This is a genomic window from Streptococcus cuniculi, assembly GCF_001921845.1.
Taxonomy (GTDB): domain Bacteria; phylum Bacillota; class Bacilli; order Lactobacillales; family Streptococcaceae; genus Streptococcus; species Streptococcus cuniculi.
In genome coordinates this window covers 169919-185873 of record NZ_MSJM01000001.1, presented here as the reverse complement: position 1 = coordinate 185873, position 15955 = coordinate 169919, and the positions used below count along the sequence as shown (strand labels likewise).

The window sequence follows — 15955 nt, the reverse complement described above, 5'->3', positions numbered from 1 at the left end:
CCACATTACAAGGAGAATAAAAATGGCTAAAAAAAGCAAACAAATGCGTGCTGCACTTGAAAAAATCGACAGCACAAAAGCATACAGCGTAGAAGAAGCTGTAGCTCTTGCACAAGAAACTAACTTTGCAAAATTTGACGCAACTGTAGAAGTTGCTTACAACTTGAACATTGACGTTCGTAAAGCAGATCAACAAATCCGTGGCGCAATGGTATTGCCAAACGGAACTGGTAAAACTTCACGCGTATTGGTGTTTGCACGTGGTGCAAAAGCTGAAGAAGCAAAAGCTGCTGGTGCAGACTTTGTTGGTGAAGATGACCTCGTTGCAAAAATCAACGGTGGTTGGTTAGATTTCGACGTTGTAATCGCAACACCTGATATGATGGCGCTTGTTGGACGTCTTGGACGTGTCCTTGGACCACGTAACTTGATGCCAAACCCTAAAACTGGTACTGTAACAATGGATGTTGCAAAAGCAGTTGAAGAATCTAAAGGTGGTAAAATCACTTACCGTGCTGACAAAGCAGGTATCGTACAAGCTATCATCGGTAAAGTATCATTCAACGCTGAGCAATTGGTTGGAAACTTCAAGGCTTTCCACGATACAATTGTTAAAGCAAAACCAGCTACAGCAAAAGGTACTTACATCACAAGTTTGACAATCACCACTACTCAAGGTGTTGGTATCAAGGTTGATCCAAATTCATTGTAATAAATAAAAAAAGTCTTATCGCTTGATAAGGCTTTTTGCATGTAAATATTATTTTATTTCAAATATAGTGGATTGAGAAAGGAATAGATAAGGCAAGGAGCTGCAGATAGAACTGGCCTTCATTGGCCTTCATCAAAACGACTGGACGATGTCCTAACCTTTATTCAATTCACTGTAATTGACATTTTTCCTGAAATTTTATAAGGTTAATAGGAAAAGAAATGAAAGGAAGCATGAAAAGATGACAGAATATGTAAAACCTCAAGTATGGTCGTGGGAAGATAAAAATGATAACCGAAGTGGCAACCGTCCGACAGCTGGCAGTCGCTTTGAACAGGTTTTGCCACGAGGGGAAAATCCTTTGCAAGTCTACTCGCTCGGTACTCCAAATGGGATAAAAGTAGCGATTATGCTAGAAGAATTAAAGGAACTGGGCGTGACAGATGCAGGGTATGACCTCTTTCTCATCAATATTGGGCAAGGTGATCAGTTTGGGTCAGGCTTTGTGGACATCAATCCCAACTCGAAAATCCCTGCCTTGGTGGATCAATCAGGTGAGGAAGATGTCAAGGTCTTTGAATCGGCTCATATTTTGCTCTATTTGGCGGAGAAATATGGCAAACTCCTCCCGAAAGATGTGCTTACCAAGACAGAAATGATGAATTGGCTCTTCTGGCAAACAGGGGCCGCGCCATTTGTCGGAGGCGGTTTTGGGCATTTCTTCCATTATGCACCGAGTGCGCAAGAGTATCCGATTAACCGCTACACCATGGAAACCAAACGCCAGCTGGATGTCTTGGATCAATTGCTAGCAACGCGTCCTTATATCGCAGGTGACGAATACAGCATTGCAGATATTGCTATCTGGTCTTGGTATGGCCGTCTGGTTGAAGGCAAGCTCTATCCAGGTTCAGCAGAATTTTTAGATGTTGCTTCTTACAAACATCTAAACGAATGGACCGAAAAAATTGCAGCCCGCCCAGCAGTGCAAAGGGGACTGGCAGTTGAGTATAAGAGTATTGGAAAATAGTCCTAACCGTGGCCTTGCAAGTCCTCGTTATTAGGTATTGGAATAGTAAAAAGAAAGTTGGGTTTCTCCAACTTTTTTGTTGGAACACTTGGTGTAGTCATGGATGGACTATGGGGGAGTGATACTCGTCAAAAATCAAAGTCTGACGTCGTTAACTCACCTTGCTGAACTTCAGTTCTAGCTACGATTTCGTTGCCTAGTCAGATTTTGATTTTTATAGAGTATGAGTTCTGATTTTACAAGTTGGGTGTAAAAGGTTATAATTAGACATTGGACAGATAGAAAGGGACGAGAGGACGAATATGGCGGAACATAAAACAACAGAGCAGACCCAACAGCAGGAAAGCATGGCTAAGGGGTTAGCTTGGCTAACAGCTGGAAATTTTATCAGCCGTTTGCTTGGTATTGCCTATATTATTCCTTGGTATATGTGGATGGGGAGCCACCGGGCAGAAGCCAATACTCTTTTTGGTATGGGCTATCAAGTGTATGGGAACTTCCTGCTGATTTCAACAATTGGGCTACCTCCTGCGGTGGCCAAGCAGATTGCCAAGTACAACGTGCAAGGGCGACAGGATATTTCCTACTACATAGTCAGAGAGTTTTTAAAACTTATGCTGATTTTAGGGGCGGTCTTTGCAGGGATTATGTTCATCAGTTCTCCAGCCTTGGCTGAATGGTCAGGAGCAAAAGAACAGTTAACGCCAGTCATGTATAGTCTGGTTCCACCACTCTTTATTTTCCCTGCTATGAGCATCATGCGTGGTTTTTTCCAGGGGCATCAAGATATGAAGCCCTATGCCATTAGCCAAATTGTGGAGCAGATTGTCCGTGTGATTTGGATTCTAGGAGCGACCTTCTACATCATGAAATTGGGGTCAGGTGATTACCTTTCAGCGGTGATCCAGTCGACCTTCGCTGCTTTTATTGGAATGATTGCTAGTGCTGGAGTATTGATTTATACGCTTTATAAAGAAGGTTTCATTGAAAAAATCATGAAGGCCAAGCCTGCAGGCGATACAATTCACTTAAAACCGCTGATTCTAGAGACGATGAAAGAAGCGATTCCGCTCATTATTTTAGGTTGTGCCATTCAGATTTTCCAGATGGTGGACCAGCTCACCTTTGTCAATACCCTTCTTCGGATTACCGATTACACAAGAGAAGAATTATTGGTGTTTTCAGCCTATATGACCTCTAATCCAAGTAAGATTACCATGTTGATTATTGGGATTTCTGTCTCAATTGCTGCTGTGGCGATTCCGATGGTGACAGAGCGTTTTGTACAAAAGGATATGAAAGGGACTGCGGATTTAATCGTCGACAATATCCAGCTCTTTTTCCTCTTGATTATTCCTGCTATTGTTGGTTCGGTAATCATCGCGCGTCCTCTCTACAGTGTTTTTTATGGTCCTGCGGAGGATCAAGCGATTTATCTCTTTATCATCAATCTTCTCTTAATTTTCATTCAAGGCTTGTATTCATTGGTGGGAGTACTGATTCAGGCGATTTTCCAGAACCGGAAAGCGATTTGGTATTTCTTCATCGGTTTAGGGGTAAAACTGGTTCTTCAACTCCCAGCCCTATATGTATTCCAGGTTTACGGTCCTCTAGTGTCGACTGCGGTTGGCTTGACCGTTTCGGTGATTTTATTTGACCGTCGAATCAATCAAGTCCTTCCGATTTCGCAAAGGCGCTTATGGAAAGATATTCGCAAGGTTCTGGTGATTTCCCTTATTATGGGAATGGGTGTTTGGCTGGTGGAAACAGGTCTTAGCTTGATTATTCCTGTAACAGGTTACGTGTCAAGTGCGATTCATGTGGGAATTTCAGGTCTTGTCGGCATTCTGATTTTTGGAATCTTGACCTTGAAGACCCGCCAATTGGACAAATTGATTGGCAGTCGAGCAGTTCTCTTGCGTAAAACATTACACATTTCATAGAAAAGTCTCCTTCTGGAGATTTTTCTTTTTTATCTGCTCATCAGACTACATAAAATAAAAATTTTATGATAAAATAGTAAAGATAGAATAGAGGAGTAAGATGATGAAACCAAAATATGAACGTATTCTTATAAAATTATCTGGAGAAGCCTTGGCTGGTGAACGCGGTGTTGGGATTGATATTCCAACGGTTCAAAAAATGGCGCAAGAAATTCAAGAAGTGGCTGCTTCAGGTGTTCAGATTGCTTTGGTAATCGGTGGTGGAAATCTTTGGCGTGGAGAGCCAGCAGCAGAAGCGGGTATGGATCGTGTGCAGGCAGATTACACAGGTATGCTTGGTACGGTGATGAATGCCTTGGTCATGGCAGACGCCCTTCAACAGTTTGGTGTGGATACGCGTGTGCAGACAGCCATTGCCATGCAATCCGTCGCAGAGCCTTACATTCGTGGCCGTGCCTTGCGCCACTTGGAAAAAGGCAGAATCGTGATTTTTGGTGCAGGAATTGGTTCCCCTTACTTTTCAACGGATACAACAGCAGCCCTTCGTGCAGCTGAAATTGAGGCAGATGCCATTTTAATGGCTAAAAATGGGGTGGACGGTGTCTACAATGCCGATCCTAAGAAAGATGCCAACGCTGTCAAATTTAACGAACTCACCCACCGTGAAGTCATCAGCCGCGGCTTGAAAATCATGGATGCAACGGCTTCTACCCTATCAATGGACAATGATATTGACCTTGTTGTCTTTAACATGAACGAGCCTGGCAATATCAAACGTGTTGTATTTGGAGAGCAAATCGGAACAACGGTTTCAAATAACAAAGAAGTAAAATAAAGGAGATCTTATGACAAAAGAAATTATTTCAAAAGCGCAAGAGCGCATGGCGCAGTCGCACCAAAGTTTGGCGCGTGAATTTAGCCACATCCGTGCAGGTCGTGCCAATGCAAGCTTGCTCGACCGCATTTCAGTTGAATACTACGGAGCAGATACACCGCTCAACCAATTGGCAGGGATTACGGTTCCAGAAGCGCGTGTCTTGTTGATTACCCCATTTGACAAGTCTATCTTAAAGGATATTGAACGTGCGCTTAACGCTTCTGACCTTGGTTTGACCCCACAATCTGACGGTACAGTCATTCGCTTGGTCATTCCAGCCTTGACCGAAGAAACTCGTAAAAACTTGGCTAAAGATGTGAAGAAGGTCGGGGAAAATTCTAAGGTAGCTATCCGTAATATCCGCCGCGATGCAATGGACGAAGCTAAGAAAGCTGAAAAAGCCAAGGAAATTACCGAAGACGATTTGAAATCACTTGAGAAAGAGATTCAAAAAGTGACAGATGATGCCATTAAGAAAATCGACCAAATGACGGCCGAGAAAGAAAAAGAACTCTTAGAGGTCTAAGAAAAATCTATGGGTGGGGAAAAATCCCTCGGCCCTTTTGGCGTTATAGGGCCATTGATGAAATAGCTGGAGAAATGATTTATAGTGGATTGAAAAAGAATAGGACAAGGCAAGGAGCTGCAGATAGAACTGGCGTTCATCAAAGCGACTTAACGATGTCCTAACCTTTATTCAATTCACTATACAAGATGAAACCCAAAGCTCATCTTGTTTGTGGTGTCTGCCAGTAAAAATAGAAAGAACGATATGAATCAATTATTAGCAACCTTTATCACGGGTCTCGTGACAGACGAGAATAAGGAATTTTACTTTGTCCAAAAAGAGGGTTTGACCTTTGCTCTGGCAAAAGAAGAGGGGGAGCATCAGCTAGGTGAGTCTGTCAAAGGCTTTGCCTATACGGATATGAAGCAGAAACTCCGTGTGACGACCAAAGAAGTAGCAGCTACCCGCACTAGTTTTGGCTGGGGAGAGGTGACAGAAGTGCGCCGGGACCTCGGTGTCTTTGTCGATACGGGCTTGCCTGATAAACAGGTGGTGGTGTCTCTTGATGTCCTGCCTGACATCAAAGAGTTGTGGCCAAAGAAAGGTGACAAGCTCTATGTCCGCTACGATGTAGATAAAAAAGACCGCATTTGGGCCTTGCCTGCCTTCCAAGAGGATTTTCAGCGTTTGGCTGGACCTGCCTATGACAATATGCAAAATCAAAATTTGCGGGCCATTGTCTATCGCCTGAAATTGAGTGGAACCTTCGTCTATCTACCAGATAACAATATGTTAGGCTTCATTCACCCAAGTGAGCGATTTACAGAGCCACGGCTCGGTGAGGAGTTGCAGGCGCGTGTCATTGGTTACCGCCCAGTGGATCGGACCTTGAATTTGTCTGTCAAACCGCGTTCTTTTGAGATGTTGGAAAATGATGCGCAGATGGTATTGACCTATCTGGAGAGCAATGGGGGCTTTATGACCTTAAATGATAAATCATCTCCAGAAGACATCAAGGCTACCTTTGGTATTTCAAAAGGTCAGTTTAAAAAAGCGCTGGGTGGCTTGATGAAGGCTGGAAAAATTAAGCAGGATGAACTGGGGACGGAATTGGTCTAGGTAGACCTTTTTTGTCTGCCGTTCGTTATAGAAAATAGTAAAGAAAGATAGGAGATCGAGAGTGAAGAAACTTGTAGCGTGGTGTTTGGTGCTAATCGTATCCACGGTGTCAGTCCCTGTTTGGGCAGATGAATTGATGGATATTACGAGAGCAGCAGGGTATGATGTCAAAGAAATCAACCGTCCTAAGTCATCGATTATCATTGATGGAAATACCGGGGATGTTGTTTGGCAAGATAACCCTGATGAGCTGCGAGATCCGGCTAGTATGAGTAAGGTCATGACCCTGTATCTGGTCTATGAGGCCATGAGTCAAGGGAAATTTAACGAAGATACGGTGATTACAGCGACAGCAAATGACCAAGCAATTGCAGGAATCTATGAAATCTCCAATAACAATATTGTGGCAGGTGTGGACTATACCGTTGGCGAATTGATTACTATGACCGCTGTTCCGTCTTCCAATGCGACCACGGTGATGTTGGCCAATTATGTTTCAAATAATGATCCAGATGCCTTTTTGGATATGATGAATGCCAAGTCACAGGAGTTGGGGATGACCAACACCTATTGGTCGAATGCTAGTGGAGCATCTGCGGCTTCCTTTAAGGGCTACTATAATCCAACCCGTTATGATCACAATGCTTCCAACCAAACAACAGCAAGGGATTTGTCCATTCTCGTTTATCATTTTTTGAAAAATTACCCAGGGATTTTGGAGCATACTAAGGATCCTGTTGTGACAGTAAAAGCAGGAACGCCTTACGAAGAAACCTTTGAAACCTACAATTATTCACTGCCTGGTGCAAAATACGGGATTAAAGGTGTGGATGGTTTGAAGACGGGTTCTAGTCCGCTTGCTGCTTTTAACTATATTGCAACCATTAAACGAGGGGAGCAACGTCTCATCAGTCTGATTATGGGAGTTGGTGATTGGTCTGACCAAGACGGGGAATACTATCGTCATCCATTTGGCAATGCCTTGATTGAAAAAGCCTATAAGGATTACGACTACAAAAAAGTATTGAGCGCAGGTAAGCAGACTATCAATGGTCAAACCTACAATCTACCGTCAGATTTTTATGCGACGGTGCGTCGTGGAGAAGAGCCAACCTACACAGTTGAAAATAATCAACTGCGGGTCAACAATGGACTAGAGTCCGTTAGTCCTTTGATTTCAGACAGCATGACAGTTGAGCAGGCAGAAGCAGAGACAGATTTAACAACTACAAGTAGCACTGAAGCTGGCTTGAATAAGTTGAACTCGATTGATTGGAAGGGACTGGCACGTACTTACTGGTATGTTGTCGTCATTCCTCTAGTGCTGATTGGCTTAGCTTTACCACTGATATTGGCAAAACGTAAGAGTAAGAAACGCCGTGAGCAAATGGAAGAAGGACGGACTGTTTCTCGGTCACGTCGCCGTAGAAGATAAGTGAGGCTGTTGTGCGAAAGAGTTTTTATAGCTGGCTCATGACCCAGCGCAATCCCAAAAGTCATGAACCGGTCGCTATCCTAGCTGACTTGGCCTTTGAAGAATCCGATTTTCCCAAGCAGTCAGATGAGTTTGATGAAGTGAGTCGTTTTCTGGAAGAACGGGCAAGTTTCAGTTTTTCTATGGCAGAGTTTGACCGTATTTGGGAAGAATATGTGGCTCATTGAGTTTTTGAAAGATAATCTATTACGTCGTTCACTCTTTTTGGAAGTGGGATAGAAATCGGTAACTCATAAGAGTTCGATTTCGTTGTCCCAGCCTCCTGCGACTCGTTTGCGAGTAACTACATAAAACTAAGAGATGATAACAAGTAAAAATAGCCCTGCGAGGCTATTTTTTTGATATAATAGAAAAAAGACCGATAAAGGAGCAAGCTATTGCAAGAACATTCAATTGATATTCACCTTTCTCACCCAGATGATATGCTGAGCTTATTTGGATCCAATGAACGTCATCTGCGGCTGATGGAGCAGGAGCTGGATGTGGTGATTCATGCCCGTACAGAAGTGGTACAAGTCATTGGGGAGCCAGCCGATGTTGAGCTGGCGCGCCTCGTCATCCAATCCTTACTCGTCTTAATCAACCGTGGTTTAACCATTCAGTTGCCCGATGTGGTGACGGCTATTTCCATGGCCAAAAACGATGAAATTGAGAAATTTGTGGCTCTCTATGAAGAAGAAATCATCAAGGATCATTATGGCAAGCCCATTCGTGTCAAGACCTTGGGGCAAAAATTGTATGTGGACAGTATCAAGGACCATGACATTGTCTTTGGGATTGGACCAGCTGGGACGGGGAAAACCTTCCTTGCAGTGACGCTTGCCGTTACAGCTCTTAAGCGTGGTCAAGTCAAGCGCATTATCTTGACCCGTCCTGCGGTAGAGGCAGGAGAGAGCCTTGGATTTTTACCGGGCGATTTGAAAGAAAAGGTCGATCCCTATCTTCGTCCTGTTTATGATGCCCTCTATCAGATTTTAGGAAAAGACCAGACGACGCGGCTGATGGAGCGTGAGATTATCGAGATTGCGCCACTTGCCTATATGCGTGGTCGGACCTTGGAAGATGCCTTTGTTATCTTGGATGAGGCGCAAAATACGACCATTATGCAGATGAAGATGTTTTTGACCCGACTTGGTTTTCACTCCAAGATGATTGTCAATGGCGATAGCAGCCAGATTGACCTGCCGCGCAATGTCAAGTCTGGTTTGATTGATGCGACTGAGAAATTGAAAAAAATCCCGCAGATTGACTTCGTGCATTTTTCTGCCAAGGACGTTGTCCGCCACCCTGTTGTTGCCGAGATTATCAGGGCTTATGAGCCAGAAGATGAAAAGTAAAAAGAACTGTTGCCAGTTCTTTTTAGATTGAAGAAAACGTTCTTTTATGATACTTTTCTTAGGTGGTACGGGCGGTAGCGACTTCCTGCGGAGTAAAATAATCCAGTGGATTATTTTAGCCCGAGCCCAGAAACAAAGGAGCGAGGATAATCGATTTCTACGAAATCACGATTTTTATCCCACTCCCTACATTTACCACGGCAAAAAGTATCTGATGAGGCTCGCTCCGCTCGCGAAAATCGGGAATCGAATGTTCAGTTAGCAGAGCTTTTTATAGTCAAATGAATGAACTTTCAAACAAGGAACTGAGATGCGGACAGTATTGGAGTACGGTAAGTCGAAAGTGACGATGTATCAAAGTTTATTCAAAAGACTATAACTTGTTTAAATAGATTTTGGGCTGGTCTATGTTTTAAAAGAACTGTTGCCAGTTCTTTTTTTATACCAATTCATCAATGCTTGTGTAGTCTTGGTTTAGACCAGCAGCGACAGCAGCGTTGGTGATGAGGCCTTGATAGGTCGTCACACCTTGGCGGAAACCGGCATCGTCTAAAATGGCTTGCTTGAAGCCTTTATTGGCTAGTTTGACAATGTACGGCAAGGTCACGTTGGTTAGTGCAATGGTAGAAGTACGGGCAACGGCTCCAGGGATATTGGCAACAGCATAGTGGAGGACTCCGTGTTTTTCATAGACGGGCTCATCGTGGGTTGTGACGCGATTTGCTGTTTCAACGACCCCGCCTTGGTCAACAGCTACGTCTACAATGACAGAACCTTGACGCATTTGTTTGACCATGTTTTCAGTAACTAATTTCGGTGCTTTTGCGCCAGGAAGCAAGACTGCTCCAATCACCACGTCCGCCTCCTTGACGCTTGCTGCAATGTTGAATGAATTGGACATGAGGGTTTGAATCTGATTGCCGAAGACTTCTTCTAAGACAGACAGGCGCTTAGCGCTGATGTCCAAAATAGTCACCTGTGCTCCTAGTCCTAGGGCAATACGGGCGGCATGTGTCCCTACGACCCCACCACCGATGATGGTCACTTTTCCTTTAGGAACGCCAGGTACCCCGCCCAGAAGAACACCAGAGCCACCTTCTTGCTTAGTCAGGAAATGCGCGCCAATTTGAACGGCCATTCGACCAGCCACCTCACTCATGGGGGTTAGAAGTGGCAGTTGACCATTGTCTGTTACGGTTTCATAGGCGATTCCTGTGGTCTTGCTAGTCAGCATGGCGTCTGCCAATTCGGGAGCTGCAGCCATGTGGAGATAGGTGAAGAGAAGAAGGTCTTCACGGAGAAAGCCATATTCTTCTGCGAGAGGCTCTTTGACTTTCACGACCAATTCGCTCGCCCAAACTTCAGCAGCGGAAGCAAGAATGGTTGCTCCTTGCGCTTCATAGTCCTTGTCCGCAAAGCCAGAACCCAGTCCAGCACCTGTTTCAACCACGACTTGATGGCCATGGGCAACCAGACTTTGCACACCAGCAGGTGTCAGAGCCACCCGATTTTCATTGTTTTTAATTTCTTTTGGAATTCCAATTAGCATAGTTGACCTCCTTTTTTCTATGTCCTTAGTGTATATAAAAACGCTTAGAAAATCAAGTGAAATTTGGAGATGCCAGATGCTTCGAGGAATGATGAGGGTGAGGCTATAAGGTTTCCCATGAGGCTAACGATAATCAGTTAGAGCTGAATTGGCTTCCTTTTCCCCAAGATGATAAATATTTTGCAAAAAAATACTCATTGTGAAAAGTAATTGCGAATAAATAGAAAGACAGGATATGGATTCCCAGAGTGATTATCTGACTCATTCTTCGTCATTAAAATATGGAAATAGTTATCAAGTGCTTGTATCACGAGTTTTCTTGGTTTCACTTTTCAATGGAGAGTAGCATTTCCTCATGGACCTAAAACGATTTGTGTTCTTTGAAAACTGAATACTAACCACTATCCCGATTAGCGTGCCTATGGATAAAAGAGAAATAGGGGTGGTGTAGTAGCTAGAAAAGGATATCTAGCCCAGGCACATAACGCAAAAGCATGACACAACGTCATAAGCTGAAGGAGTTTGCAGTACCTAGACTATAAACTGTGTGTAAGAAATACCGATGAGAAGATACGTCTTCTCACAGCACGGCGTAAATCGCCTTTGATTCGCTAGGAGGAAAAAACATGAATCAAATGAAAAAGGATACTGAAGTCACATTAGCTGACTTACGCAAACTAGGTCAACGAGGCGGAGTAACCGCCCGTCTCGTGGACGGACGCACCGTGAAATTACATCCTCGATTTGGAACGATTTCACAAAAAGGTTATATTGCTGGCACAGTTGAAACGGTCGAGGCTATTTATGACTATGCACATTTACATCCACAGATTCGCACGATTATGTCGCAAAATGTCCTTGTCGCTCGACGAGAAGGTAACGGAAATAAAAGCGTTTTACGGCTTACAGGAAAAGGCTATTGCAAACAAGGTTAATACAAAAGACAAGTCGTGCGCTTGTCTTTTTTGATGCTCAAAGGAGATATAATGATTTCAACCCGCTCTCCCTCAAGGAGATCAGAAGAATAAACTGGCAGCGCAAAGGCTGCTTTTTACTTCACAACAAGAAAAGGAGACACTATGAACAATTCTCAAACACCTTCTTACCGCAATCGAAAAAAGAATGGTAAGAAGCGATTGAAACGCACCCTTGCTCTTCTTAGCACAGGGGTGGCTCTTACAGGAGCGGGAGTTTCAACACTCGTCCCGCAAGTACCATGGAATCAAAGCATTGTCCAAGCGGCTGAAATCCAGCACGGACAACAGATTGGCTCACTCAATGGCGTACCCGTTGTTAAGGCCAACACAGGAGACATGTCTTCGCCAGAGTTTCAAGCTCTAGTAGATTCCCTTGTCGCAGACAAAGACCTAGGTCATGTCAAGTATGTCGCAGACCAAATCCAATGGAATGCTCATTCTGAAGTCAAAGGCATCAATGGTGTAGCGACAGGCCGGCTCGATACTATTTTCGGAACAAATATCCTGCATCCTCTCAAACGAGACGGCTTTGTAAAAGAGGATATTGGAGGGTATCTGAACCCAGGACAATCCCTTTCCGTGACCAATGTCGGGACCGTCACAGATATTGAAACAGGCGAGAAGATTCCCGTTGATTTAATGATTACTCATATCGATGTAAAGCACGGTCGTGATAGATGGAAAAATAAGGATGTGGCTATGGCCATCAAGAACCAGGGTTCTGTCATCACCGTTGGAGTGGTTGTCCCGACGGGTGGAGCGATTTCATCTGGTTCAGGTGGGAGATCCGAAGATGGTGTGGCAGGAAGAGGGCTCCCTCTTGGGACGGGTCGTCCTGCAGGCTATATTGAACGCACGACCTATACTGCCACCTTAGTTCGCCAAGATACGAAACAACCAATTCCTAACGAACAAGTCTTGATGGCGATGAAGGTCTCCGACATCGATGCCAGTCAACGAGCATCACTTGATAAGCAAGGAGCGTTAGCCTATATCGTCGGACCTGATACAGATCTTTCGATTTCAGGTGGCGGTTTAGTGACAGGATTGTCAAGAGCCACCAATGCGGATTCCACCAAGCTCTTACCAACAGCTTATGTCGCTTTAAAGCAGTTCAACTCAAATGCGGTATCCTACGAATACACGGACGGTCGTGGAGACCACTTTGATATTGTGACAGGGTTGTTTGGAAATACGGGCTTCAAGGTCAATGCGGACTCAAAAGGCTCTGTCACCATTCAAAAGACAGGGACAGCTTCTGGTACATCTATGTGGAACAACCTCTATACCTTGAAAGGCAATGTTTTCCGCCTCACCGATAAGAAGACAGGCAAGATTTTTGAAGGAACAACTGATGCCAAAGGAGTCGTGACGTTAACCGATATTCCGTTTGGCACCTACACGGTGGAAGAAATCAAGGCTTCCCCAGGATTCCAAAAGACTTTTAAAACTCAAGAAATTACCCTCGATGCCAAAACACCGAAAGTAGGTGTTAATGGCAAGGATAATCAGCTCGTGACGGTGAGTGGCACTAATGATGAGATCACGGGTAAGATTAAAATCGTCAAAAAAGGAACAGAATCTCAACTGGCCATGTGGAACCAATACTACACACTTCTTGGAAACAAGTTCAAGTTAACCAACAAGCAGAGTGGTAAGGTTTATGAGATTACTACTGACATCAAGGGGGAAGCCTTGGTTGAAAACATGCAGCTGGGGGATTATACCGTGGAAGAAATCTCTGCATCCGCTGGTTTTGCGAAAACCTTTAAAGCACAATCTGCGACCTTGAAACAAGATGGCACACTTGAACTCACTATATCAGGCACGAATGATGAAATCAAGGGAGAAAATACCCTTGAAAAACGAGACAAGGACACCGATACGGAAGCTCAAGGTCAAGCTATCCTTAAAAATGCGGAGTATACGCTTTATTATGCAGAAGATACAACAGGAGCTGCTAGCCATAAGAAAGATACTCCAGTCAAGTGGACAGATATTCCAAATGCGAAACTCTTAAAAGGGGAGAAAGTCAAGACCTCTATTATCAACGGTCAAGAAGTGGATAACGGGGATAATCTTGTTTTAAATGTCGATGACAAGGACTTGACAGTCGCTGTTGGAAACCTTGCCCTAGGTAAATACTACTGGAAGGAAACCAACGCTCCTGAAGGCTATGCTTTAGATGGAAAAATCCACGAGTTCACCATCACAAAGAAAGATGATGCGACCAAAAACATTGTCACTCCAAACACCAAATCCCTTGAGCAAATCATCAAGGCAAAAATCTCCATCCAAAAAATCGTTCAAAGCAAGGGAGATAGCAGCCATTCAGGAATCAACGATGTGACCTTCAAGGCAAGCCCAATCAATGATACCAAGGCAGAGGCTGTCGAGTTCACAACGACTATCAAAGAGGATGAAGACGGTTTTGCGACGACAGAGCTGCTTTACGGGGACTGGAAGATTGAAGAGGTAGAAGCTCCCGCAGGTTATGAGAAGATTGCCCCAATCTACATTCACATGACCTACGATGAGAAGACGGATCTCTATACGATTACGGCTTCTAAGAATGCAGACGGGTCGAAGCCATTCTCTACCCGCACCTTCAGTCAATCGGATGACAAGAAGGAAAAGAATGGAAATGCCAAAGGAACGCTTGCAGGTACACTCACCTCAAGCAACGCTTTGATTAGTCTCTCTCGTATGACTTTTAAAGACAATCCAATTCCAGATGTTACACCTGAAAAACCAGATTTCCAACCAGAGAAGTTTGACTTATCTGAAGGTAAATTTGACATCACAGGAGACAAATTGATGGATGACGATGATGAGGTCAAAGACGAGTACACAGACACCAACAAAGACCCATACGTGGACAAGGTGGACAACAATGAACCGCAGAACTTGAATACCAAGGTCGTGAAACGTGGGGATAAACTTTTCTATCAGCTATGGCTCGATACGAATCACTTTACACCAGAACAGCTGATTCAAGCAACAGGCTTGACGGATAGCTATGATGCGAAGCACTTAACCTTAGATGTCAAGAACATCAAGGGTTATGATGGCAAGACTGGTGAAGAGGTAACGAAACTCTTTGATGTCAAAGACCAGGACGGGAAACTTACCATTCAAACCAAGAAGGACTTAATCAAAGACAATGTACTCGATACCGAGCGCTTTTCCTTTGGTCGCTATTACAAGTTTGATATTCCAGTCACCGTCAAAGACGATGTGGCGGCAGGCGTTGATATTGAAAACACCGCTCGTCAGTTTGTGACAACGGTCAATCCAGAGACAGGAAAACCAAATGATCCGACTGAGAAACCGACTCAAAAACGGGTCAACAAGGTGAAGAAAAACAAGCCAGAACCTCACAAGTTTGTCCTTGATAAAGCAAATGTGGACATCAAAGGCACGAAATTGTTGGATGACGATAGTGAGTTGAAAGACCGCTATCAAGACACCAACAAAGACCCGTATGCGGACAAAGTGGACAACAACGAGCCTGAAAATATCAATACCGCTATCATCAAAGCTGGCACAACCATCCATTATCAAGTCTGGGTGGATACGACACCGTTTGATAAAGAAAGTCTACTTCAGACAATCGGTGCAGAAGATGACTATGATGAGCGTTATGTGACCATCGACACAAAAGCGATTAAGGTCTATAACAAGTCTACAGGTAAGGATGTGACAAGCCAATTTGATATTGAGAATAAAGATGGCAGGCTTACCGTTCTACCAAATGATTCTGTGAAGAAGACGCTTGGTCAAATCAAGGTACTCGACACTTCTAAATTTGAACTAGGGGTCTATTATCAAGTAGAGATTCCAGCTACTGTGAAGAAAGATGTTCCAGCTGGCACAGATATCGAAAACACCGCTAAACAGTTTATCGTCGATAAGGACGGTAAACGAGAGGAGCTGATGACCGAAAAACGGGTGAACAAGACTCCTAAGGAGGATAAACCAACAGGATGGCTTCCTCGGACAGGTGAGAAAGCAGGACTTATCTACACACTACTTGGCTCTCTTCTTCTTGCATTCCTTGCGGAATGGAAAACACGTTTGTTTAGTAAGCAGATGAAAAAAGTCTTGAAGCACGTGTCAAAATAGGATAGAAAGCCTTGCCTCAATCACGATGATACAGTATACTGAAGTTTGGTGACTGTAAGCCATAATCTCTCTAAGTGTACTCATAACTTACAGTCCTTTTCTTCGCATACTGCCACAGGAGTCTGGACCAAAAAGTGTCCGGGCTTATTTCTTTTATAGTTTGAACAGTTTGACGCATATATTAACAGTCCAGTGGACTGTTAATACTTGAGCTTGGAAACTCGAGAGCGAGGATAAGCAAGTGGATTATTTTAGCCCGAACCTAGAAATAAAGGAGTGAGGA

Annotated in this window: 12 protein-coding genes; 11 read left to right on the top strand and 1 reads right to left on the bottom strand. The window is 44.0% G+C overall.

What is annotated here, in order from left to right:
* Window positions 1-22 precede the first annotated feature (22 nt).
* The 9 genes from rplA (at window position 23) to BU202_RS00840 (ending at window position 9021) form a co-directional block, all read left to right on the top strand.
* Window positions 23-712, top strand: a complete 690-nt coding sequence (gene rplA / locus BU202_RS00880) for a 50S ribosomal protein L1 (RefSeq protein ID WP_075103918.1) — start codon at window positions 23-25, stop codon at window positions 710-712.
* Between the two features lie 241 nt (window positions 713-953).
* Complete coding sequence (yghU, locus tag BU202_RS00875; protein ID WP_075103917.1) at window positions 954-1742, top strand: glutathione-dependent disulfide-bond oxidoreductase; 789 nt, start codon at window positions 954-956, stop codon at window positions 1740-1742.
* A 302-nt stretch (window positions 1743-2044) separates the two neighbouring features.
* Entirely contained in the window at window positions 2045-3685 is a 1641-nt protein-coding gene (locus tag BU202_RS00870; RefSeq protein ID WP_075103916.1) for a putative polysaccharide biosynthesis protein, read from the top strand.
* A gap of 100 nt (window positions 3686-3785) precedes the next feature.
* The gene (pyrH, locus tag BU202_RS00865; RefSeq protein WP_075103915.1) at window positions 3786-4520 is read left to right on the top strand and encodes a UMP kinase; all 735 of its coding nucleotides are present in this window, start codon (window positions 3786-3788) and stop codon (window positions 4518-4520) included.
* Between the two features lie 10 nt (window positions 4521-4530).
* Window positions 4531-5088: a ribosome recycling factor gene (frr, locus tag BU202_RS00860; protein ID WP_075103914.1), complete on the top strand. Its 558-nt coding sequence runs from the start codon at window positions 4531-4533 to the stop codon at window positions 5086-5088.
* 246 nt (window positions 5089-5334) lie between these two features.
* Window positions 5335-6189, top strand: a complete 855-nt coding sequence (cvfB, locus tag BU202_RS00855; RefSeq protein WP_075103913.1) for an RNA-binding virulence regulatory protein CvfB — start codon at window positions 5335-5337, stop codon at window positions 6187-6189.
* Window positions 6190-6250: 61 nt separating this feature from the next.
* Window positions 6251-7624, top strand: coding sequence for a D-alanyl-D-alanine carboxypeptidase (locus BU202_RS00850; RefSeq protein ID WP_075103912.1), 1374 nt, complete (start codon window positions 6251-6253; stop codon window positions 7622-7624).
* Between the two features lie 11 nt (window positions 7625-7635).
* On the top strand, window positions 7636-7851 hold the full coding sequence (locus tag BU202_RS00845) for a YozE family protein (protein ID WP_075103911.1): 216 nt from the start codon (window positions 7636-7638) through the stop codon (window positions 7849-7851).
* 210 nt (window positions 7852-8061) lie between these two features.
* Window positions 8062-9021 (top strand): PhoH family protein, encoded by a 960-nt coding sequence (locus tag BU202_RS00840; protein ID WP_075103910.1) that lies wholly within the window; start codon window positions 8062-8064, stop codon window positions 9019-9021.
* Window positions 9022-9460: 439 nt separating this feature from the next.
* On the opposite strand, the gene ald is transcribed toward BU202_RS00840, so the two are convergent.
* Entirely contained in the window at window positions 9461-10570 is a 1110-nt protein-coding gene (gene ald, locus BU202_RS00830) for an alanine dehydrogenase (protein WP_075103908.1), read from the bottom strand.
* A gap of 626 nt (window positions 10571-11196) precedes the next feature.
* On the opposite strand from ald, the gene BU202_RS00825 reads away from it, so the two are divergent.
* Both BU202_RS00825 and BU202_RS00820 read left to right on the top strand, forming a co-directional pair.
* On the top strand, window positions 11197-11505 hold the full coding sequence (locus tag BU202_RS00825) for a hypothetical protein (RefSeq protein WP_083605721.1): 309 nt from the start codon (window positions 11197-11199) through the stop codon (window positions 11503-11505).
* Window positions 11506-11649: 144 nt separating this feature from the next.
* The gene (locus tag BU202_RS00820; RefSeq protein ID WP_075103907.1) at window positions 11650-15672 is read left to right on the top strand and encodes a SpaA isopeptide-forming pilin-related protein; all 4023 of its coding nucleotides are present in this window, start codon (window positions 11650-11652) and stop codon (window positions 15670-15672) included.
* The last annotated feature ends 283 nt before the right edge of the window (window positions 15673-15955 follow it).

What these genes read in the sequence shown, in the direction of transcription:
- pyrH (WP_075103915.1), top strand. Translation starts at nt 3,786, where the DNA reads ATGATGAAACCAAAATATGAACGTATTCTTATAAAATTATCTGGAGAA.
- cvfB (WP_075103913.1), top strand. Translation starts at nt 5,335, where the DNA reads ATGAATCAATTATTAGCAACCTTTATCACGGGTCTCGTGACAGACGAG.
- yghU (WP_075103917.1), top strand. Translation starts at nt 954, where the DNA reads ATGACAGAATATGTAAAACCTCAAGTATGGTCGTGGGAAGATAAAAAT.
- ald (WP_075103908.1), bottom strand. Translation starts at nt 10,570, where the DNA reads ATGCTAATTGGAATTCCAAAAGAAATTAAAAACAATGAAAATCGGGTG.
- BU202_RS00820 (WP_075103907.1), top strand. Translation starts at nt 11,650, where the DNA reads ATGAACAATTCTCAAACACCTTCTTACCGCAATCGAAAAAAGAATGGT.
- frr (WP_075103914.1), top strand. Translation starts at nt 4,531, where the DNA reads ATGACAAAAGAAATTATTTCAAAAGCGCAAGAGCGCATGGCGCAGTCG.
- BU202_RS00870 (WP_075103916.1), top strand. Translation starts at nt 2,045, where the DNA reads ATGGCGGAACATAAAACAACAGAGCAGACCCAACAGCAGGAAAGCATG.
- rplA (WP_075103918.1), top strand. Translation starts at nt 23, where the DNA reads ATGGCTAAAAAAAGCAAACAAATGCGTGCTGCACTTGAAAAAATCGAC.
- BU202_RS00825 (WP_083605721.1), top strand. Translation starts at nt 11,197, where the DNA reads ATGAATCAAATGAAAAAGGATACTGAAGTCACATTAGCTGACTTACGC.